General features: G+C 68.9%; 18 protein-coding genes and 1 pseudogene. 15 read left to right on the top strand and 4 right to left on the bottom strand.

Annotated features, from left to right (window positions below):
* The first annotated feature begins 154 nt into the window (after positions 1-154).
* Together Q8R27_RS06230 and Q8R27_RS06225 are read left to right on the top strand one after the other, a co-directional pair.
* A complete protein-coding gene (locus tag Q8R27_RS06230) occupies positions 155-1,801 on the top strand; it encodes an AMP-binding protein (protein WP_305698196.1) in 1,647 nt (548 codons plus the stop codon).
* Between the two features lie 21 nt (positions 1,802-1,822).
* On the top strand, positions 1,823-2,374 hold the full coding sequence (locus Q8R27_RS06225; RefSeq protein ID WP_305698195.1) for a carboxymuconolactone decarboxylase family protein: 552 nt from the start codon (positions 1,823-1,825) through the stop codon (positions 2,372-2,374).
* An 84-nt stretch (positions 2,375-2,458) separates the two neighbouring features.
* Here Q8R27_RS06225 and Q8R27_RS06220 read toward each other — a convergent pair whose 3' ends face one another.
* From Q8R27_RS06220 to Q8R27_RS06210, 3 genes are all read right to left on the bottom strand, one after another.
* Entirely contained in the window at positions 2,459-3,571 is a 1,113-nt protein-coding gene (locus Q8R27_RS06220; RefSeq protein WP_305698194.1) for an alpha/beta fold hydrolase, read from the bottom strand.
* Between the two features lie 118 nt (positions 3,572-3,689).
* Positions 3,690-3,941: a hypothetical protein gene (locus Q8R27_RS06215; protein WP_305698193.1), complete on the bottom strand. Its 252-nt coding sequence runs from the start codon at positions 3,939-3,941 to the stop codon at positions 3,690-3,692.
* 78 nt (positions 3,942-4,019) lie between these two features.
* Complete coding sequence (locus Q8R27_RS06210) at positions 4,020-4,280, bottom strand: hypothetical protein (RefSeq protein WP_305698192.1); 261 nt, start codon at positions 4,278-4,280, stop codon at positions 4,020-4,022.
* A 133-nt stretch (positions 4,281-4,413) separates the two neighbouring features.
* On the opposite strand from Q8R27_RS06210, the gene Q8R27_RS06205 reads away from it, so the two are divergent.
* The 6 genes from Q8R27_RS06205 to Q8R27_RS06180 all read left to right on the top strand — a co-directional run bounded on the left by Q8R27_RS06205 (position 4,414) and on the right by Q8R27_RS06180 (position 11,057).
* Complete coding sequence (locus tag Q8R27_RS06205) at positions 4,414-5,037, top strand: ANTAR domain-containing response regulator (RefSeq protein ID WP_305698191.1); 624 nt, start codon at positions 4,414-4,416, stop codon at positions 5,035-5,037.
* Positions 5,034-6,281: a CmpA/NrtA family ABC transporter substrate-binding protein gene (locus Q8R27_RS06200; RefSeq protein ID WP_305698190.1), complete on the top strand. Its 1,248-nt coding sequence runs from the start codon at positions 5,034-5,036 to the stop codon at positions 6,279-6,281. The genes Q8R27_RS06205 and Q8R27_RS06200 overlap by 4 nt, the downstream gene beginning before the upstream one ends.
* A 299-nt stretch (positions 6,282-6,580) precedes the next feature.
* Positions 6,581-7,984 carry an alginate export family protein gene (locus Q8R27_RS06195; RefSeq protein WP_305698189.1) on the top strand — a complete coding sequence of 468 codons (1,404 nt, stop codon included), beginning with the start codon at positions 6,581-6,583 and terminating at the stop codon, positions 7,982-7,984.
* A 40-nt stretch (positions 7,985-8,024) separates the two neighbouring features.
* Positions 8,025-9,320 carry a CmpA/NrtA family ABC transporter substrate-binding protein gene (locus Q8R27_RS06190; protein ID WP_305698205.1) on the top strand — a complete coding sequence of 432 codons (1,296 nt, stop codon included), beginning with the start codon at positions 8,025-8,027 and terminating at the stop codon, positions 9,318-9,320.
* Between the two features lie 22 nt (positions 9,321-9,342).
* On the top strand, positions 9,343-10,245 hold the full coding sequence (ntrB, locus tag Q8R27_RS06185; protein WP_305698188.1) for a nitrate ABC transporter permease: 903 nt from the start codon (positions 9,343-9,345) through the stop codon (positions 10,243-10,245).
* An 11-nt stretch (positions 10,246-10,256) separates the two neighbouring features.
* Complete coding sequence (locus Q8R27_RS06180; protein ID WP_305698187.1) at positions 10,257-11,057, top strand: ABC transporter ATP-binding protein; 801 nt, start codon at positions 10,257-10,259, stop codon at positions 11,055-11,057.
* 4 nt (positions 11,058-11,061) lie between these two features.
* Here Q8R27_RS06180 and Q8R27_RS06175 read toward each other — a convergent pair whose 3' ends face one another.
* Positions 11,062-12,756, bottom strand: coding sequence for a bifunctional protein-serine/threonine kinase/phosphatase (locus Q8R27_RS06175; protein WP_305698186.1), 1,695 nt, complete (start codon positions 12,754-12,756; stop codon positions 11,062-11,064).
* Between the two features lie 283 nt (positions 12,757-13,039).
* On the opposite strand from Q8R27_RS06175, the gene Q8R27_RS06170 reads away from it, so the two are divergent.
* From Q8R27_RS06170 to Q8R27_RS06140, 7 genes and pseudogenes are all read left to right on the top strand, one after another.
* Positions 13,040-14,254, top strand: coding sequence for a NarK/NasA family nitrate transporter (locus tag Q8R27_RS06170; protein WP_305698185.1), 1,215 nt, complete (start codon positions 13,040-13,042; stop codon positions 14,252-14,254).
* 252 nt (positions 14,255-14,506) lie between these two features.
* Positions 14,507-16,969, top strand: a complete 2,463-nt coding sequence (nirB, locus tag Q8R27_RS06165; RefSeq protein WP_305698184.1) for a nitrite reductase large subunit NirB — start codon at positions 14,507-14,509, stop codon at positions 16,967-16,969.
* Complete coding sequence (gene nirD / locus Q8R27_RS06160; RefSeq protein WP_305698183.1) at positions 16,966-17,310, top strand: nitrite reductase small subunit NirD; 345 nt, start codon at positions 16,966-16,968, stop codon at positions 17,308-17,310. The genes nirB and nirD overlap by 4 nt, the downstream gene beginning before the upstream one ends.
* A complete protein-coding gene (locus Q8R27_RS06155; RefSeq protein WP_305698182.1) occupies positions 17,307-19,964 on the top strand; it encodes a nitrate reductase in 2,658 nt (885 codons plus the stop codon). Before nirD ends, Q8R27_RS06155 begins: the two co-directional genes overlap by 4 nt.
* On the top strand, positions 19,954-20,742 hold the full coding sequence (gene cobA, locus Q8R27_RS06150; protein ID WP_305698181.1) for a uroporphyrinogen-III C-methyltransferase: 789 nt from the start codon (positions 19,954-19,956) through the stop codon (positions 20,740-20,742). Before Q8R27_RS06155 ends, cobA begins: the two co-directional genes overlap by 11 nt.
* Before the next feature lie 49 nt (positions 20,743-20,791).
* Complete coding sequence (locus Q8R27_RS06145; protein ID WP_305698180.1) at positions 20,792-21,172, top strand: hypothetical protein; 381 nt, start codon at positions 20,792-20,794, stop codon at positions 21,170-21,172.
* A 47-nt stretch (positions 21,173-21,219) separates the two neighbouring features.
* Positions 21,220-21,413 (top strand): annotated as a pseudogene (locus Q8R27_RS06140) (hypothetical protein); the annotation flags it as partial.

The following is a 21,413-nucleotide window of genomic DNA, read 5'->3' as shown; positions in this document are numbered from 1 at the left end:
GCAGCGTCAACGCGTGAAACCGCGGTCGGCTTCGCAACCGACGCTGACGCGGCGGCGGCCTTGTGCGCGAGGCGTCGGAGTATAGTGTCGCCGTCAAAAGCGCCGCCGCTCTTCGTGGACGGCAGGCGGTCGTGGGAACAAGGGTCGAAACGCAGTGGCATCCGCTCAAGCCGGCAAATACGAACAGCTCTACGGCGCGTTCCAATGGCGTCTGCCGACGCTCTACAACATGGCGCACGACGTCTGCGACCGGCACGCCGAGGCGAAGCCCGACGCCCCGGCCTTGATCCACGAGCGCACCGACGGCCAGGTGCAGGTCTTCACCTTCAAGAACATCCAACGCTACGCGAACCAGCTGGCCAATGTGCTCACCGCCGAGGGTCTGCAGCGCGGCGACCGGATCATGGTGCTGTTAGGCCAGGATCCTGCCACCGCCATCACCCACGTGGCGGCGTGGAAGGCCGGGATGATGACGGTCCCAACCTCGTGCCTGTTCGGGGCCGATGCGCTCGAGTACCGGTTCAACGATTCCGGCGCCCGCGCCGTAGTCACCGACGTCGCCAACTTCGCCAAGGTCCTCGAGATCCGCGACAAGTGCCCGAACCTCCGCACGGTATTGCTGATCGACGGCCAGGCGCCTGGCGCGATTGGATTCTGGGAGAGCCTGGAGCGCGCGTCTGACCGCTTCGAGACCCTGGCGCTGCCCGTCGATACCCCGGCCTTCATCAGCTACACCTCGGGCACCACAGGCCTGCCGAAAGGCACCGTGCATGGCCACCGCATCCTGCTGGGGCACCGGCCGGGTTTCGAGTTCATGTTCGACTTCCTCCCTCAGCCCGGCGACCTGATGTGGACGCCGGCCGACTGGGCCTGGCTGGCCGGCCTGTTCAGCGTGCTGATGCCGACCTGGGCGGCGGGCGTGCCGGTGCTGACCTACCGTGCGCGCAGCTTCAACCCCGAAGAAGCGCTGCAGATGATGAGCAAGCACAGCGTGCGCACCACGCTGCTGACCCCCACCATGCTGAAACTGATCCGCCAGGTCCCCGACCTCGACCGGTTTGACGTCAACCTGCGGAGCGTCGTCTCGGGCTCGGAGTCGGTCGGCAAGGACCTGCTGGAGTGGGCCTCGGGCGCGCTGAAGGTGCAGGTCAACGAGGGCTTCGGCCAGACCGAGTGCAACATGTGCCTGGGCAACAGCTGGCAGGTGCTGGAGCCGCGCATCGGTTCGCTGGGCAAGCCGGTGCCAGGGATGATCGCCGGCATCGTCGACGACGCCGGCAACCTGCTGCCGACCGGGACCACGGGCAACCTGGCCTTCAAGGCGCCGCATCCGCTGATGCTGCTGGAGTATTGGAAAAACCCGAAGGCCACGGCGGAGAAGTTCGCCGGAGACTGGATGCTGACCGGCGACCTCGGTCGCATGGACGATGAGGGCTACTACTGGTTCGGCGGTCGCGGCGATGACGTGATCACCAGCGCCGGCTATCGCATCGGCCCCGGGGAGATCGAGGACGCTCTGCTGCGCCACCCCGCCGTGGTGATGGCCGCGGCGATCGGCGTGCCTGACGCGCAGCGCACGGAGATCATCAAGGCCTTCATCGTGCTGGCTGACGGCCACGAGCCGTCGCTGGAGCTGGCCGACGAGATCCGCAATTCAGTGCGCGAGCGGCTGGCGCGGCACGAATATCCGCGCGAGATCGCGTTCGTGAAGTCGATGCCGATGACCAGCACCGGCAAGATCCTGCGCCGCGAACTGCGCGAGATGGAAAAGCAGCGGATCGCCGAACAGACGGCGGGCTGAGGCGTATCAAGGAGACGACCTATGCGCAGCGTACCCTACTGGAACGGCGGCGACGCCGAAGCCGAGGCTGCAGCCGAGCGCACCCGCGCGCGGCGCGGCGGCACGTTGTTCAATCTCGATCGCATCCTGCTGCACAGTCCGCCGGCCGCCGCCGGCTGGACCGCTTACATGGGGCCGATACGCAACGACCTGGCGCTGCCGGCCCGCTACCGCGAGCTGGCCATGTGCGCCGTCGCGCAGCTGAACGACGCGCCGTACGAGTTCCACCACCACGCGCCGCTGTTGCTCAAAGCCGGCGCCAGCGCCGCCCAGGTGGACGCCCTGGCCGATGTGGACGCGGCGATCGCGGCGCCCGGGCTGTTCGATGCGGCGGAACTGGCCGTCCTGCGCTTCTCCCGCGACTCCACCCGCCATGTCGCTGTGAGGCCTGAGGTGATGGCCGAGGTTCGTGCGGCGTTCCCCGATCCCCGGCAGACGGTTGAGCTGATCCTGGTGGTGGCGGCCTACAATATGGTCTCGCGCGTGCTGGTCGCCGCCGGGGTCGAGATCGAGGGCGAAGAAGCCTCCGCCTGATCAGCGATAAAAAAGGGCCCGACTTTCGCCGGGCCCTTCAGAATGCAGGCCCGCTCCCGGCCTGCGCCGGGAGCGGGAAGTTGCTTAGGCGGGAACCTTGTCGAGGGCCTTGAGGCCGTTCCGCAGGGTTTGCTGATCGGCGTAGATCTCGCGAGCCGGCTTGGGGAAGCCACCCTTGGGCTCTTCGACGTAGCGCGGATTGATCGGCTTGCGCAGCGACACACCCGCCTTTACCGCCGTCGCCCAGGTGACCTTGCCGGTCTTGAAGAATTCCAGGGCCACTTCGTTGAAGAGCTCCGGCTGGTCGGTCTGGCCCTGGTGGCCGCACTCGTCCGGATAGAAGAACTGGATGTTGGGAACGGAGTCTTCCTGGTTGAAGCCGTTCTCCACCGGGGCCAGCACGTCCTGCAGGCCGAACAGGTAGATCATCGGGATGGTCAGCTTGTCGATCCGGCCCTTGGTCGAGAAGATCTGCATCTGGTTCGGGTCTTTTTGCGACAGCACCTGATCCATGGCGTTGGGCAGCTTGGCCGCGTCGCGCGGCTTGCGCTGATTCAAACCTGCCCTCACGCGCATCTCGACCAGTTCCGGCCAGACGGCCTTACGCTCGTAGATGATGCCGTCCATCAGCTCCTGCATGCCCTCGGCGGTGCCGTCCCAGGGTTTCCTGACGTAGCTGGGGTTCGGGGTGAACTTGCCTTGGGGGCCCATGACCCGCGGCGTTTCGGTGATGTCGCCCAGCGCGCCGGCGATGAACATCACGCTCAGCACGCGCTCGGGATTGCTGACCACGAAGTTGGTCGCCACGTTGCAGCCCATCGAGTTGCCGCTCATGTGGAACTTGTCGATGCACAGGGCGTCGGCGAACATCAGCAGGAAGTCGTTGTTGGCCTTCATGCTGGCGTCGAGATACTCGACCTTGCTGGTGTCCGACAGGCCGTAGCCTGGGCGGTCGGGGCAATAGACGCGGAAACCGTTGGCGGCCAGGTAGGGCGCCATGAAGCGCCAGCCGGCGGTGCCGGAGGAGCCTTCGATCCCGCCATGCAGCAGGATCACCGCCGGGCCCTTGTCGCCCGCGGTCACGTAGTGGGCCTTGCGGCCGTCGGCCAGGCGGACCCAGCGGCTCGCCAGACCTGGAATGTCGATGATGCCTTCGTCGGTCAGCGTGCGCTTGGGCGCAGGTGTGTTGTCAGCCATCTTGAAGTCTCCCTGGGGAATTTGGACGCCACCCGTGCGCATCTGTGCGCGCCGCTAATGGTAAGGCCATTTTAGCGGATTGACGGGCTTTGGCTACCGCAGAAGTGGAGCCCGTCTCTCAGGCGTCGAGCATCGGGGTGACGCGGGCCACATGGAAGGCTCCGCTGACTGACAGCACGATCCAGTCGCCGGGGCGTGCGACTTTGAAACCGTCGGCCGTGCGGACCTGGACGGCGCCGGCCTCGTCAGGCGCGCGCGCCGCGTCGCCCAGCCACGCCCACAGAGCACGCCAGCCGCGCGGGTCGGCCGCAGAAGGGACGCGCAGGGCGGCGCCGTGGTCGAATCGCTGTTGGGACGAGGATCGGGACATTCGGGCGAGGTGAGCCTGTGTCGGTGACCGAGGTCTTAACGCACGGCGGTTTTCGCGGGCCGGCGCAGCGTCTCGCGTTCAGTGCAAGGTGGCGTGCACCGGCTCGGGGCCGTTCCAGGGATCATCCGTGTGGAAGGTGTCCCCGTGGTCATCGACCTCGTCCGTCAAGTGCGCCGGCAACGGCAGACCGGCGGCCGCGAGGCTCGCACCCAGGGCCCGGCCCAGCACCATATCTTCGCATGCATCCAGCGTGATGGGCTCGAGCAGGCGTTCTCCCATTTTCATGGCGATCGGGGCGACGCCGGTGGCGGGCGCCAGCCGCTGCTCATCGTTCGACATCCCGCCGCAGCACGCGCACTGGATGCGGATAATTCCGAATAGCGGATTTCCGGCGCAAAACGGCGACGCCTGATCCTTAGGCGCCCGACCTGATCACTAGCGATCGGGGCGGCTCACCGTTGACCTCGGGCCGATGCCCAGCAATGTCGCCACGGGGGCGGCCAAGGCGACCATGAAGGTTTTGATCATTGACCCGGACGAGGCTCGCGCCGCCCTGGTGGCGGAAGGGCTCGCCGACGTCCATCCGCTGGAGGTCCACCGCGCAGCGACGTTCGAGGCGATCGAGGGCGATCTGCCCCTGATGGCGCCGGACGTGATCGTCATCGCCTGTGAAAGCCCCGACCGCGACACGCTGGAGAGCCTGCGCGACGCCAAGGGCGAAAACGCGCGCCCGGTGGTGATGTTCGTCGACCGCTCGTCGCCGGGTCTGGCGGAGGCCGCCATCGAGGCGGGCGTCGCCGCCTATGTGGTCGACGGGCTCTCCCCGGCCAGGGTGCGCTCGGTGCTTGAGGTGGCGATGAGCCGCTTCGAGCTGATGCAACGGCTGCGCAACGACCTGGACAAGGCCCGCGCCGATCTCGCCTCGCGCAAGGCGATCGAGCGGGCCAAGGGATTGCTGATGAAGGAGCGCGGCCTGGACGAAGCGCAGGCCTACGGCGTGCTGCGCAAGCTGGCCATGGACGCCGGTCGGCCTTTGGGGGCCGTGGCCAATGACCTGCTGACCTTCGCCGGCGTGCTGAAAGGCGGAACCAAATGACCCTGCCTTCAAGGCCGTTGCGTCTGGGCTTCATCGCGCTGTCGGACTGCGCGCCGCTGGCGGTCGCCCAGGAGAAGGGCTTCTTCGGACTCGAGGGCCTGAACGTCGAACTGAGCCGCGAAGCCTCCTGGGCCAACATCCGCGACAAGGTGGCGATGGCGGCGTTGGACGGGGCGCACATGCTGGGGCCGCTGCCGATCGCCGCCCGGTTGGGCCTCAGCGGCGAGCCTTCGGCGATGATCGCGCCGATGTCGCTGAACCTGAACGGCAGCGCGATCACCGTCTCCACGGCCCTCGCCGAGGCGATGCGCAACGCCGATCCGCAGGCGATGGATGCGCGGCCAAGGACGGCGCGGGCTCTGGCCAGTGTTATCGCCCAGCGGCGCGAGGCGGGCGCGGCGATGCTGACCTTCGCCGTGGTGTTTCCGTTCTCGGTCCACAACTACCAGCTCCGCTATTGGATGGCGGAAGCGGGCATCGACCCCGATCGCGACGTGCGCATCACCGTGGTGCCGCCGGCGCGGATGACCGCGCGAATCGCGTCGGGCGATATCGACGGCTTCTGTGTCGGCGCGCCGTGGAACGCCCAGGCCGTCGCCGATGGGCACGGCGAGATCGTGATCTACGCCGCCGAGTTCTGGAGCGTCGGCCCGGACAAGGTGTTCAGCGTCACCGAAGGGTGGGCGGCCCGCGAGCCGCAGGCGCTGCAGTCGTTGCTGCGCGCGCTGATCCAGGCCGCCGCCTGGGCCGACGAGCCCGGCAACCGTGCCGAGCTGGCGTCGATCCTGGCCCACCAGCGCTATGTGGATGCGCCGATCGAGACCGTGGCCCGCTCACTGGTCGGCTCGCCGCCGTATTCGCGTGAGGAGCCGGGTGCCGACAGCCGCGACTACATCATCTACCACCGCTACGCGGCGAGCTTCCCCTGGCGCAGCCACGCGGTGTGGTTCCTCACGCAGATGCTGCGCTGGGGCCAGATCGGCCCTGACGTGGACATCGCCGCCGCGGCCGAGGCGGCCTATCGACCGGACCTCTATCGCGCGGCCGCGGCGTCGCTGGGCGAACCCGCGCCGATCGTCGACGAGAAGGTCGAGGGGCTGCACACGGGACCCTGGACGCTCGACGAGGCCAGCTCGCCGATCGCCATGGCGCCGGACCTGTTCTTCGACGCACGCCGCTTCGACGCAGCCCAGCCGCAGCGCTACGCCGCCAGCTTCGACATCGGCCGCTTTCGTGAGGATTAGGCATTACAGCTTAGCTGTGGCGCTCAATCTGTGTGCGTTGCAGCGCAAACAGGCGCCCAGACGCTGAGCAAACACTCCCGCCAAGGCGTTTTGGCCGCCAGACACGTACTTCGCTATTGCGAGATGAGACGGGCAATGGACACCTGAACTCGACAGCGCGGGGCAAAGGCGTCCCGCGACAGGTCCCGAGAGGGGCCGCCGGGGCGTAGCCGCTCCGGGACCAGATGGACACCGACGTCCGCGTGAGGCCGCAAGGCTTCGCCGGGCGTCTTTTTTTTTGGCTTGGGGGATAGGCCGGAATGAAGACGAGAGGGATTGCGCGCTGCGGCGCGCTGTTGGCGGCGATGGCCTGGGCGGGCGCGGCCGCGGCGCAGGCGCCGGCAGCGGAGCCGCCGGCGGAGGATGGACTGGGCTCCGAGGCGGCGGCCGAACCCGCGCCGCTGGCCGAGGCCGCACCGGCTGAAGCCCCTGCGCAAACCGCGGCCACCACAATCAGCGACGCGATCGCCGGCGGCAAACTGCTGCTTGAGGTGCGTGGCCGCTATGAGAACGTCGATCAGAAGAACACGCCTGCACTGAGCGAGGACGCCGACGCCTTCACGGTGCGCACCCGCCTGGGCTGGGAAACCGCCGACTGGAACGGCCTGCGCGGCCTGATCGAGTTCGAGGACGTGCGCCAGGCCGGCGGCGAACACTTCGCCGTCAACGTGCCAGGCGCGACCACGGCGCCGCTGAACGGGGCAAACAAGGCCAAGTATCCGCTGATCAACGATCCGGACGTCACGGAGCTCAACCGCCTGCAGCTCACCTGGACACCGAACGCCATGTTGCAGATGACAGCTGGCCGCCAGCGGATCCTGATCGACGACCAGCGGTTCGTGGGCAATGTCGGCTGGCGCCAGGACGAGCAGACCTTCGACGCCGTGCGCTCCGACGTCGCCTGGGGCCGGTTCAAGGCCACCTATGCCTATCTCGGCCACGTCAACCGGATCCTCGGCGAGGACCGCGACTGGGACAGCGACAGCCACCTGTTCAACGCGACCTGGTCGCCGGCGGAAAGCCTGCGCCTGCAGGGTTTCGTCTACGCGCTGGAGTTCGGCAATTCCGCCGCCAACTCGTCCATCACCAAGGGGGTGAAGGCGTCGGGCAAGACCTGGGTCGGGCTCTACCAGCTGGCTTACAACGCCACCTACGCGCGCCAGAGCGACTACCGCAGCAATACGGCGGCCTATGACCTCGACTACCTGGGCGTCGATGTCGCCGGGACCTTCGACATCTATACGGTGAAGGCCTCCTGGGAGTCGCTCGAAGGGAACGGGACGCGGGGCTTCACCACGCCGCTGGCCACCACCCACGCGTTCCAGGGCTGGGCCGACGCCTTTGTCCAGCCGCTGGGCGGGAACAAGGGCTTTGTCGACGGGATCGAGGACCTGAACCTCGCCTTCACCGCCAGGCCGCGGTTCCGCATGGCCTATCTGTTCAACGCCGAGCTGATCGTCCGCTACCACGACTTCGACGGTCAGCGGACGGGCGCCGACCTCGGCCGCGAGTGGGACGCCCAGCTGCAGGCGGCGATCACGCCCAAACTCAGCGCGGCGCTAAAATACGCGGACTTCGAGCGCGAGGCGCGCGTGCCGCTGGGGGCCGCTGCGCCGCCGCCCTCCCGCACCAAGGTGTGGCTGACCCTCGAATACAAACTCTGACCATCCCGCGCCAAGCCCACAGCTCACGGATCACATGACCATGACCAACGACATCACCAAGCGGGCCGCGACCTCGGGCCTCACCCGGCGCGGCGCGATCACCGCGACCGCTGCAACGCTCGCCGCGGCCAAGGCGGCTTTGCCCTCTGGCGCGTTCGCCGCGGGGGCGGGCCCCGAGGTCAGCAAGGCGAAGCTCGGCTTCATCGCGCTGACCGACGCCTCACCCCTGATCATCGCCAAGGAGCGCGGCCTGTTCGCCAAGCACGGCATGCCCGACGTGGAGGTGCTGAAGCAGGCCTCCTGGGCGGCGACCCGCGACAACCTGGTGTTGGGCTCAGGCGGCGGCGGCATCGATGGGGCGCATATCCTGTCGCCGATGCCCTACCTGCTGACGGCGGGCACGATCAGCGGCGGCAAGCCGGTGCCGATGAACATCCTGGCCAGGCTGAACCTCAACGGCCAGGCGATCTCGGTCGGCAACGACTTGAAGGCGGTGAAGGTCGGGCTGAACAGCGCCGGCGCCAAGGCCAAGTTCGCCCAACTGAAGGCGGCCGGAAACACAGCCAAGGTGGCCATGACCTTCCGTGGCGGGACCCATGACCTGTGGATCCGCTACTGGCTGGCGGCCGGCGGCATCAACCCAGAGACCGATGTCTCGACCATCGTGATCCCGCCGCCGCAGATGGTCGCCAACATGAAGGCTGGCACCCAGGACGCCTTCTGCGTCGGCGAACCGTGGAACGGCCAGTTGGTCAACCAGAAGGTCGGTTACACCGCCTGCCTGACCTCCGAAATCTGGATGAACCACCCGGAGAAGGCGCTCGGCATGCGCGCCGACTGGGTGGCGAAATATCCCCGGGCCGCCGAAGCCATCACCGCCGCGGTGATGGAGGCCCAGATGTGGTGCGACAAGCCGGCCAACAAACAGGCGATGTGCTCCATCGTTTCGGGCCGCCAGTACATCAACGTGCCGATCGGCGACATCCTGCCCCGCCTGCAGGGCACGGTGGACTACGGCGACGGACGTGCGCTCAAGGGCTCCGGCCATGTGATGAAGTTCTGGGCCGACAACGCTTCGTTCCCTTGGAAATCGCACGACCTCTGGTTCCTCACCGAGGATGTCCGCTGGGGCGTGCTGCCGGCCTCGACCAACAAGATGGGCCTGGTCAACAAGGTCAATCGTTCGGACATCTGGCGCGCGGCGGCCAAGTCGCTGGGCGTGGCCGCGCCCGCTGGAGACAACCGCGGGCCGGAGAAGTTCTTCGACGGCAAGGTCTTCGACCCGGCGAACCCGGCCGCCTACCTCGCCAGCCAGCCCATCAAGAAACTCGTCTGATGCGCGTGAAAGGAGCCGCCTCATGAGCCTGCCAGCCCTGAAACTGCATCCTGAGTTCGCGCCGACCCCTGCCAAACCGGTGACGCCCGCCGCGATCCTGCCGATGCCGCGCAAGAGCGTCTCGGCCGGGCGGGTGGCGCAGACGCTGCGCGAGGCCGCCGCCAACCTGCTTCCGCCCCTGATCACGCTGATCGCAGTGCTGTTGATCTGGCAGCTGGCCGCCGGCGACGCAGCCGGCGGCCTGCCGTCGCCCAGCCGCATCTGGATGGAATCGCACGACCTGATCCTCAATCCGTTCTTCGATCACGGGGGCACGGACAAGGGACTTTTCTGGCACACCCTGACCAGCCTGCGGCGCGTCGCGGTGGGCTTCGGCCTGGCCGCGGTCGTGGGCATTGCGCTGGGCATGCTGGTGGGGTCCAGCAAGCTGGCGCACCGCAGCCTGGACCCGATCTTTCAGGTGCTGCGGACCATTCCGCCGCTGGCCTGGCTGCCGATCTCGCTGGCCGCCCTGCACGAGGCCAACCCCTCGGCGCTGTTCGTGATCTTCATCACCGCGATCTGGCCGATCGTCATCAACACCGCGGTCGGCGTCCGCAACATCCCGCAGGACTATCGCAACGTCGGGCGGGTGTTGAGGCTGTCGCCGATCGAGCACCTGTTCACCATTCTTCTGCCGGCGGCGACGCCCTACATCTTCACCGGCCTGCGCATCGGGGTCGGCATGAGCTGGCTGGCGATCATCGCCTCGGAGATGCTGCTGGGCGGGGTCGGCGTCGGCTTCTTCATCTGGGACCAGTACAACGCGTCCCGCATCTCCGACATCGTCGTGGCCCTGGTCTGGGTCGGTCTGGTGGGCTTCGCCCTCGACCGCTTCATCGCCCTCGTCGGCCACATCGTCTCGCGCGGCACGGCCGCGAACTGAGGATCAGACCCATGTCCAAATCCTATCTCTCCATCGAGAACCTGTGCGTCAGCTTCCGCAGCGGCTCAAAGGTCTCGGAAGTGCTCCGCGGGGTCGACCTGCAGATCGATCGCGGCGAGTTCGTCTCGATCATCGGCCACTCCGGCTGCGGAAAGTCGACCATGCTCAATGTCGTGGCCGGGCTGCTGCCGGTCTCCACGGGCGCAGTGATCCTCGATGGCGAGGCCGTCGAACGACCGGGGCCGGAGCGGGCGGTAGTGTTCCAGAACCACTCGCTGCTGCCGTGGCTGACCGCCTACGAGAACGTCCGCCTGGGCGTCGACAAGGTGTTCCGCGCCACCAAGTCGCGCGCCGAGCGACACGAGTGGACGCTGCACAACCTGGCGCTCGTGCAGATGACCCACGCCAAGGACAAGAAGCCGCACGAGATCTCCGGCGGCATGAAGCAGCGGGTGGGTCTGGCCCGCGCGCTGGCCATGGAGCCCAAGGTGTTGCTGCTGGACGAGCCGTTCGGCGCCCTGGACGCGCTGACCCGCGCCAACCTCCAGGACAGCGTCATGGAAATCCACGCCCAGCTGAAGAACACCGTGCTGATGATCACCCACGACGTGGATGAGGCCGTGCTGCTGTCGGACCGCATCGTGATGATGACCAACGGCCCGGCCGCCAGCGTCGGCGAGATCGCGCACGTGGACCTGGCCCGTCCGCGCAATCGCATCGCGGTGGACGCGACGCCGGCCTACATCCAGGCCCGCCACGCGGTGATCGAGTTCCTCTACGCCCGGCACGCCGCGGTGCGCGCCGCCGCCTGAGGGCTCAGCGCGCCAGCGACGCCAGCAGGAGGACCAGCAGGACCAGCGCCGTAACCTGCCAGAACCGCAGCGGATCACGCTCGTAGAGACTGGGCCGCCCCCGGCGCGCCGGCGCGCCGCGGATCGCGCCATTCTCCAGCTCGAACGCGAGTTCGAAGGCGTCCTGGAAACGGTCCTTGGGATCGACGGCCAGAGCCTTGGCCAAGGTCGCCTCCAGCCACGCCGGCAGGTCGGGACGCGACGCCGACAAAGCCTGTCTGCGGCGGTGCCGCGGCGAGGTGAACGGCTCGATCTCGCCGTAGGGCAGCTTGCCGCCGGTGAACATCGCGAACGCCGTCACGCCCAGGGCGAAGATGTCGGCGCGTTCGTCGCCGGGGTCGCCGGCGAACAACTCCGGCGCCATGAAGCTAGGCGTGCCGGGGATGTCGGCGCCCAGCTCCGCCTCGAGGTTCGGCAGGCGTGCGACGCCCAGATCGATCAGTTTGAGGCCGCCGCCGGCCTCCAGGATGACGTTGTCGGGCTTGATGTCGCGATGGATCACGCCCGCGCGATGCAAAGAGGCCGCCGCCTTGGTCAGCTTGATGGCGATGTCCAGCCCGTCCTCGAAGCTCACAGGTGGGCGACGCGTCAGCCGCCGCTCGAGCGTCTCCCCCGCGTAGAATGGCTGCACCAGGTACAGCGACGTGCGCCGCCCGACCGGGACGTCGAGCACGGCGCCGACGAATGGGTTCTGTACGCGGCTGGCCACCCACGATTCGCGCAGGAAGGCCGCGCGCGCCTGCGCCTCGGCGCCCAGCACCTGAGGCTTGGGGAACTTGACCAGCAGCACCGCGCCGTCTGTTTGGTCGAGTGCGCGAAACACCCGGCTGTAACGGCCATTGGCGAGCAGCGCCTGCAATTCGAAGCCATCCACCGTCTCTCCGACCTGCGGCGGCTCACGCATAGGCAGGTCCGCCACGTCCTGGCTCAGGCCCATGACGTCGGCGGCAGGCAGATCGGGCACGTCCAGCACCAGGGCGGTGGCGTTGTCGTCCGAGCCCGCGTCCAGCGCCGCGCGCACAAGGCGGCGCGCTGTCTCGTCCGGCGCGTCGCGTCGCGCCATCTCGTCCTCGATGCGCCGGTCCGACAGCGCGCCGTGGACGCCGTCGGTGACCAGGGCGAGCCGGTCGTGAGGTTGCAGTTCGTCACTGGCGTAGTCGATGCGCACCGTTTCCTGGGCGCCGATCGCGCGGGTCAGGACGTTGGTCTGGCCCTCCGCCCGGTGGTCTACCGTGAGCCTGGTGAGACGGCCGTCGCGCAGGCGGTACAGTCGCGTGTCGCCCACGTGCAGCACATGCAGGCGCCGGCCGCGCAGGATCGCCACGGTGAGCGTGCAGCCCATGTGCTCCAGCGCCGGGTCCATGCGGCCCTGGGCGTGGATCCAGCGGTTCGCGCTCTCGATGGCGTGGCCCGCGGTGCGTCGGACGCTCTTCGCCTCGCTTTGACTGAGATAGCCGTCCAGGGTCTGGCGCACGGCCAACTCGGCAGCGACGCGTCCGCCCTTCGCACCCCCGATTCCGTCGGCGATCGCCGCAGCGACGCCGGTGGCGCGACCCGGCGGCTCGGCCAGCACGGCGGCGAAATCCTCGTTATGTGGCCGCCGCCCGGCCTCGCTGGCCATGCCGCTCAGCACCTGCGGGGATGTCTGGGTGTCGTCCATATCGCTCGGAGCGCACGCGCAAGCGTCGCTGTCCAGCCCCTGGCGCCTGCATTCAGGCGCCGCTACGCCAGCCGCGCCTGCTTTTTGCGCATAGCCGGCTGGCGTTGGTCCGTTCTGCGATCCGGGCGAAGCGTCACCGCAGATGGGCGTCTAGAGCCAGCTCTCTCGGCGAACGTCTCGCCCGCGCCAATGGCGACGCGGGCTCCCAGGCCGCTCTGGACGATCACGCCGCTCCCGTCCCAAAGCGCCCGGCCTCCGGGGTCGCCCAAGCAAGAGCGCCCACATGATCGGCAAGGATTTCCTCAAGGCCGGACACACGCCCACGTTGGCGTCAGCCTTCTTCTACTTCGACATGAGCTTCATGGTCTGGGTGCTGCTGGGCGCCCTCGGCGTGCAGATCGCCAAGGACCTTGGCCTCGACGCCGCGGAGAAGGGGCTGATGGTCGCCATCCCCGTGCTCGCCGGCGCCATCCTGCGTATCGTCAACGGCGTGCTGGTCGATCGAATTGGTCCCAAGCGCGCCGGGATCATCTGCCAACTGGTGGTGATCGTCGGGCTACTGACCGCCTGGCTGATCGGCGTGCAGAGCTACACCGGCATTCTCGCCGTGGGCCTCGTTCTCGGGGTCGCGGGTTCGTCCTTCGCTATCGCCTTGCCGCTCGCCTCGCGCTGGTATCCGCCGCAATACCAGGGCGTCGCGCTGGGCATCGCCGGGGCCGGCAACTCGGGCACCGTGTTCGCGTCGTTGTTCGCGCCGGGTCTCGCCAACCTCTATGGCTGGCAGAATGTCCTGGCCTTGGCGACGATACCGCTCATCGTCGCCTTCATCGTCTTTGTGATCTTCGCCAAGGACGCGCCTGACCAACCGGCGCCGAAGTCGCTGGCCGAATATCTGTCGGTGTTGAAGATCCCCGACGCCTGGTGGTTCATGCTGTTCTACGGCGTGACCTTTGGCGGTTTCGTGGGGCTGTCGTCATCCCTGACCATCTACTTCAACTCCGAATATGGCCTGACCCCGGTGATCGCAGGTTTCTTCACCGCGGCCTGCGTGTTCTCCGGCTCGATGGTGCGGCCAATCGGTGGTGCGCTGGCTGACCGCATCGGCGGCATCCGCACGCTGTCCATCATGTACATGATCGCCGCGGTCGCCCTGGTGGTGATGAGCTTCGGCCTTCCTGACGTGCGCGCCACGCTGGTGGTGATCATGATCGGGATGGGGGCGCTCGGCATGGGCAACGGGTCCGTGTTCCAACTGGTGCCTCAGCGCTTCCGCAACGAGATCGGCGTAATGACCGGCATGGTCGGCATGACCGGCGGCATCGGCGGCTTCTACCTCGCGTCCAGTCTTGGCCTCTCGAAGCAGCTGACCGGGACCTACCAAGCCGGCTTCCTGGGCTTTGCGGCGCTCGCCCTCGTGGCTCTGGTCGGCCTCACGATGATCAAGAAGACCTGGCGCACGACCTGGGGCGCAGCCTCAGCGACCTTGGCCAGGGTGTAGCACGCACGCGGGGCGCCGTGCTCAGCCCGGCGCCTAAATACCGGGCTTGAACGAGGCAGGGCGTCAGGAACGGTCGGCTCCACGCTGCAGTGCGAAGCGAGCATGTTACGAGAAGCAGCGTCTCGGGCAACGAAGCTCGAAGCGCGGCAGGGTTCCCCAGGGGGACCGGAGCGCGCGGCGCGCACTCTTCCGGGCAACGGCGTCCATCCGAACAATTTTCGCTCCGCGCCTGCGCGGGGCTGTCAGGCGGAGATGTCGATGCCCAAGGAACGTCTTGTCGTGGTCGGCAATGGGATGGCCGGCTGCCGCGTGATCGAGGAAGTGCTGAAGCGCGATCCCGAACGCTACGAGATCACCGTCCTCGGGGCCGAGCCCCGCGTAAACTACGACCGCATCATGCTGTCGCCGGTGCTGGCCGGTGAGAAGGCGTTCGAGGACATCGTCATCAACGACGCGGCCTGGTATCGCGACAACGCCATCACCCTGCACGCCGGCCGCGCGGTCCTGCGCGTCGACCGAGAGGCCAGAACGATCGAGGCCGAGGGCGGTCTGACGCTGGCCTATGACCGGCTGATCCTGGCCACCGGGTCCGATCCTGTGCGCCTGCCGCTGCCGGGGGCGGACCTGGCGGGCGTGGTCACCTTCCGCGACCTGGACGATGTCGAGACGATGGTCGCCGCGGCCGACGCCGGCGGCCGCGCGGTGGTGATCGGCGGCGGCCTGCTGGGGCTGGAGGCCGCCTACGGCCTGGTGCGCCGCGGCATGGCGGCCACCGTCGTCCACCTGATGGACGTGCTGATGGAACGCCAACTGGACGAGGCGTCCGGCTGGCTGCTGCGCGAGGCGCTGAGCCAGCGCGGCGTGGAGACGGTCCTGGGCGCCCAGTCCGAGGCGATCGTCGGGACCGACGGCCGGGTGTCGGGGTTGAAGCTGAAGGACGGCCGCACAATCCCCTGCGACCTTCTGGTGATGGCCGTCGGCATCCGGCCGAGCATCTCGCTGGCCGCCCAGGCGGGCCTGATCTGCGGACGCGGCGTGGTGGTCGACGACGGCCTGCGCACCTCCGATCCGGCGGTGTTCGCGATCGGCGAGTGCGCCGAGCACCGCGGTGTCGCCTACGGCCTGGTGGCGCCCATCTGGGAGATGTGCCGCACCCTGGCCGACGTGCTGACCGGCGACGAGGACGCGGTCTACGAAGGCTCATTGCTGCAGACCCGCCTGAAGGTCTCCGGCGTCGACGTGTTCTCGGCTGGGAAGTTCTCCGGCGGCGAGGGGTGTGAGGACGTGGTGTTCCGCGACGCCGGCCGCGGCGTCTACAAGCGTGTGGTGATCGAGAACGGCAAGGTCGCCGGTGCGGTGCTGTTCGGCGACGCCGCCGACGGCGCCTGGTATTTCGACCTGATGAAACGCGGTGAGGATGTCACCGCGCTTCGCGACACCCTGATCTTCGGCCAGGCGATCACGGAGGCCCTGCGGGGGGTGGACCCTAAGAGCGCCGTTGCAGCGATGCCCGACAGCCAAGAGGTCTGTGGCTGCAATGGCGTTTGCAAGGGCGTGATCACCACGGCGATCACCGACCTGGGCTTGAAGACCATCGAGGCCGTGCGCGCGTTCACCAAGGCCTCGGCGAGCTGCGGCTCCTGCACGCCGCTGGTCGAGCAGATCCTCACCCTACAGCTGGGCGACGCCTTCGAGGTCCAGACCGGGCCCAAGTCGGTGTGTGGCTGCACCAGCCACGGCCACGGCGTGCTGCGCAAACGCATCCTGGAAGAAGAGCTGAAATCGATGCCGGCGGTCATGCAGGCGCTGGAGTGGTCCACCCCGGACGGCTGCCCGACCTGCCGCCCGGCGCTGAATTACTACCTGCTGGCCGCCTGGCCTGGCGAATATCGCGACGACAAGCAGTCGCGGTTCATCAACGAGCGCGCCCACGCCAACATCCAGAAGGACGGCACCTATTCGGTGGTGCCGCGGATGTGGGGCGGCGTCACCAGCAGCCTGGAGCTGCGCGCCATCGCCGACGTGGTCGACAAGTTCGCCATTCCCACCGTGAAGGTGACGGGCGGCCAGCGCATCGACCTCTTGGGCGTCGCCAAGGACGACCTGCCGGCGGTGTGGGCCGATCTGAACGCGGCGGGCATGGTTTCCGGCCACGCCTACGGCAAGGCGCTGCGCACGGTGAAGACCTGCGTCGGGTCCGACTGGTGCCGGTTCGGAACCCAAGACTCCACTGGCCTGGGCGTCAGGCTCGAAAAATTCATGTGGGGGTCGTGGACGCCGGCAAAGGTCAAGCTCGGGGTGTCCGGCTGTCCGCGCAACTGCGCTGAGGCGACCTGCAAGGACATCGGCGTGATCTGCGTCGACAGCGGCTACGAAATCCACATCGGCGGCGCGGCCGGCCTGCACATCCGTGGCACCGAGCTGCTGACCAAGGTCGCCGGCGAGGACGAGGCGGTGTGGGCGATCTGCGCCATCACCCAGCTCTACCGCGAGGAGGGCTGGTACCTGGAGCGGATCTACAAGTGGATGGACCGCGTCGGCCTGGACACCATCCGCGCCCAGATCGAGGACGCGGACCTGCGCAAGGCGCTCTACGACCGCTTCGCCTATTCGCAGCGCTTCTCGCGCATCGACCCCTGGGCCGAGCGGGTGGCCGGGCGCGACGGCGACGAATTCAACCCGCTCAGCCGGCGTTTGGAGTTCGTAGGCGCATGAATGCGATGCTGATCCCTGCGACCGGCCTGTGGACCGACGTCGGCGCAATCACCGATATCCCGCGCCGCGGCGCTCGCCGGGTGCCGACGCCCGGCGGCGACATCGCGGTATTCCGCAGCGGCGACAACGAGGTGTTCGCCCTGCGCGACCGCTGCCCGCACAAGGGCGGCCCGCTGAGCCAGGGCATCGTCCACGGTCGTTCGGTCACCTGTCCGCTGCACGGTCTGGCCATCGACCTGGCGAGCGGCGAGGCCCTGGGCGCTGACCGTGGCCAGGGCTGCGCCCCGGTGATCCCGCTGCGCATCGAGGAAGGGCGGATCCTGATCCGCACGGACGGTTGACCGAGGTCCGGACCGCCTGTCCCTATTGCGGCGTCGGCTGCGGGGTGGCGGGCCGGGCCGGGCCTGGGCGCGTACTGGACGTGAAGGGCGACGCCGATCATCCGGCCAACTTCGGGCGGCTGTGTTCGAAGGGTTCCGCGCTGGGATCCACGGTCGGCCTTGAGGGCAGGCTGCTGCTTCCCGAGGCTTTCGGTCAACCGGTTGGCTGGGACGCGGCCACCGCGTTGGTCGCCGACCGATTCTCCCGCGCCATAGCCGAGCATGGCCCAGACAGCGTCGCCTTCTACGTCTCCGGCCAACTTCTGACCGAGGACTACTACGCGGCCAACAAGCTGATGAAGGGCTTTGTCGGCTCGGGCAACATCGACACCAACTCCCGGCTCTGCATGGCGTCGGCCGTCGTCGCCCACAAGCAGGCGTTCGGCGCCGACCTTGTCCCTGGCTGCTACGAGGACCTGGACCTCGCAGATCTTGTGGTGTTCAGCGGCCACAACGCGGCGTGGACCCATCCGGTGCTGTTCCGCCGCATGGAGAAGGCGCGCAGCCACGGCCAGCAGTGGATCGTCATCGACCCGCGCCACACCGACACCGCCGAGGGCTGCGACCTGTTCCTGCCCATCGCGCCGCAGACCGACGTGCGGCTGTGGAACGGCTTGCTCGCCTGGCTGGACGCCCAAGGCGCGGTGGACCGCGACTTCGTCCGCGACCATGTGGCCGGCTTCGACGAGACGCTGGCCGACCTGGCGCGCGACGACCAGGGCCTGGACGCCGTCGCCCGCGACTGCGGCCTCGAACCGTCGTCGGTGGAGGCCTTCTACGTGGCCTTCGCGAACAGCACGCGCACGGTCAGCCTGTTCAGCATGGGCTCCAACCAGTCCGCCCAGGGCGTCGCCAAGGGCCTGGCGGTGATCAACGCCCATCTGGCCACCGGCAAGATCGGCAAACCGGGCGCCGCGCCGTTCTCGATCACCGGCCAGCCCAACGCCATGGGTGGGCGAGAGAGCGGCGGCATGGCCTCGACGCTCGCCGCCCACATGGACTTCAGCGAGGCCGAGCGTGACCGGGTGCGCCGCTTCTGGCACGCGCCGGCGCTCACCGAGAAGCCCGGCCTGAAGGCCGTCGACATGTTCGAGGCGGTCCACGACGGCCGCATCAAGGCGCTGTGGGTGATGGCCACTAACCCGGCCGTCAGCATGCCGCGCGCCGGCCGCGTGCGCGAGGCTCTGGCCCGCTGCCCGTTCGTGGTGGTCTCCGACTGCATGGCGCAGACCGACACGCTCGAGTTCGCCCACGTGAAATTGCCGGCCCTGGCCTGGGGCGAGAAGGAAGGCACGGTCACCAACTCAGAGCGCTGCATCAGCCGTCAGCGGGCGCTGTTCGACGCGCCAGGCGAGGCGCGCGCCGACTGGCGGATTGTCGCCGACGTCGCCCGCGCCATGGGGCATGGCGAGGCGTTCGCCTGGACGACGCCCGCCCAGGTGTTCGCCGAGCACGCCGCGCTCACCGCTTTCGAGAACGACGGCGCACGGTTCCTCGACCTCTCCGGCCTGACCCGGCTGGACGAGGCAGCCTACGCCGACTTCGCGCCGGCCCAGTGGCCGGTCAGGACGCGGGGCGCGAACACTGCGCGCCTGTTCACCGACGGCCGGTTCCAGACGCCGGACGGCCGCGCGCGCATGGTCGCCGTCGCCGCCAAGGGCCCGGCGCGCGCCGTCAGCGCCGAATGGCCGCTGTCGCTGAATTCCGGCCGCGTACGCGACCATTGGCACACCATGACCCGCACGGGCCTCGCCCCCGAACTCTGCCGCCACGCGCCCGAGCCGATGGTCGAGGTGCACCCCGTCGACGCCGCACGCGCTGGACTGACCGAGGGCGAACTGGCGGTGGTCGAGACCACGGCCGGTCGCGCGGTGGTGACCGCGCGGATCAGCGAGCGCCAACGGCCGGGTTCGCTGTTCCTGCCCATGCACTGGACCGACGCCTTCGCGCCGTCCGGGCGCTGCAATCCGCTGGTCGAGGCCGACGTCGATCCCGCCTCCGGCCAACCCGAATTCAAGCACACGCCCGCGCGGGTGAGCCCCTACGGCGAAGCCTGGCGCGGCTTCTTCGTCGCCCGTGAAGCCTGGACGGCGCCGGAGGGCCTGGAACTGATCTGGCGGCGCACGCCCTACGATGGCTGCCAGGTCCACGAGTTCGCCGGCCAGGGCGGCGCGGCGGAGCGCGAGGCCGTGGTCGAGGCGTTGATGCGCCACGCCGAGGGCGAAGTGCTCACCATGGACGATCCTGCACGTGGCGCGCTCCGCCGTGCGACGATCACCGAGGGTCGGGCGGAGCGCGTGCTGGCGATCGTCGAGATGGGCGGGTTGCCGGCCCGCGGCTGGATCGCCGACCGCTTCCTGGACGACGCGCTGGAGCTGGGCGACCGCATCGCCCTGCTGGCCGGTCGCTCGGTCGACACCATCGACGTCGGCCAGATGGTCTGCGCCTGCCTGAAGGTCGGGACCAAGACCATCGAGGCGGCGATTGGTGCTGGAGCGCGCAACCTCGACGCCGTCGGCGCGGCCACCGGCGCCGGAACCAACTGCGGATCATGTCGCCCCGAGATCGCGCGTCTGCTCGCCACCATGCCGAATGAGGCCCTGAATGTCGCCTGATGCCGGATGCGTTCTGCTGGTGGGCGCTGGCCCCGGCGCGGCCGACCTGATGACCGTGCGTGCGCTGCGCGCCGTCGAGGGGGCCCAGGCGCTGCTCTACGACGCGCTGATCACCGAAGAGGTCCTGGCGTTGGCGCCCAAGGGCTGCGTGCGCATCCAGACCGGCAAGCGATCTGGCAAAGCCAGCATGGACCAGGGCGAGATCAACCGGCTGATGCTGCGTCTGGCGCGCAAGGGTCTGCGCGTCGTGCGGCTGAAGGGCGGCGATCCGTCGGTGTTCGGTCGCTCGGGCGAGGAGCGCGCCTTCCTGGAAGCGCACGGCGTCGGCGTGGAGATCGTGCCGGGCGTCACCGCGGCGAGCGCCGCAGCGGCGCAGTTCGCCTTTCCGCTGAGCCATCGCGGCGAGGCGCGGCGCGTGACGTTCGCCACCGCGCGCGTGCAGGACGGGGCGCTGGTCGAGGGCGGCTGGGCCGGCCTAGCCGACGCCCAGACGACGGTGGTGCTGTACATGGCGCGCGATGCGGCGGCTGCTGCGGCGGGCCGGCTGATGGCGGAGGGCAGGGCAGGCGACACGCCGGCGCTGGCGGTGGAGAACGCCGGCCGATCCCAGGCCCGCGCCGTGGCCTGCACGCTGGCCCAGCTCGGCGACGCGGTGGCGGACGCAGGCTTCGACGGCCCGGTGGCGTTGATCGTCGGCGAGGCCTGCGCCCAGGCGCGGAATGTCCAGGCCTACGCCGCACCCGCCACGGCCAGCGGGCGCCTCAGCCGCGCCGTGTGATGATGTAACCTGTTCCGCGGGCTCGCGAGCGTCGCTATAGAGCAGGGTGATGAGACCGCACCGTTCCCTCTGGCGTGACCTGCGCGGGCTGTTCGCGGCCCTGTTGCTGGCCGTGCTGGTCGGCGGCGCTGCGCTAGACGGCGTGCAGTGCGCGGCCGAGGGCGTGGTCACGCAGGATCAGTCTGCGGCGATCGTCATCGACGGCGAAGCGGGGCACGCCGAGGCGGGCCACCCTTGCGAAGGTGCAGGGGTCTGCGGCCACGGCCATAGCCACCAGTCGCCGACGCCGTCGCTGGTCGCGGGTGTCGCCCCGCCAGCCGGCGTTTTCGCCGAGGCCACCGCCAATCTCGCCACCCAGCGCCTCGCGTCTGGCCGTATCCCCGGACTGCCCGAACGCCCTCCGAAAGTCAGCCTCGCGCACGACGCCTGAGCCCGCGCGCGCCTGACGCGCGCATCTGACCTTCGGAGATGAGATCCATGACCTCGCCGTCACGCGCGCATCTGCGCGCACGGCCGCTGACCGCGCTGGCGGTCCTGGCGCTTTGCCTCGTCCAGGCGCCAGCCGCCCTCGCGGCGCCGCTGAGCCTGGAAGAGGCGCTGGCGCGCGCGGCCGGCGCGGCGCCGGGGCGTGGCGTCGACCAGGCCCGTGACGCCGCCGCGCGCGCCGCCAT

This window comes from Phenylobacterium sp., assembly GCF_030697305.1.
Classification (GTDB): Bacteria; Pseudomonadota; Alphaproteobacteria; order Caulobacterales; family Caulobacteraceae; genus Phenylobacterium.
This window is presented reverse-complemented; position numbering and strand designations above follow the sequence as displayed.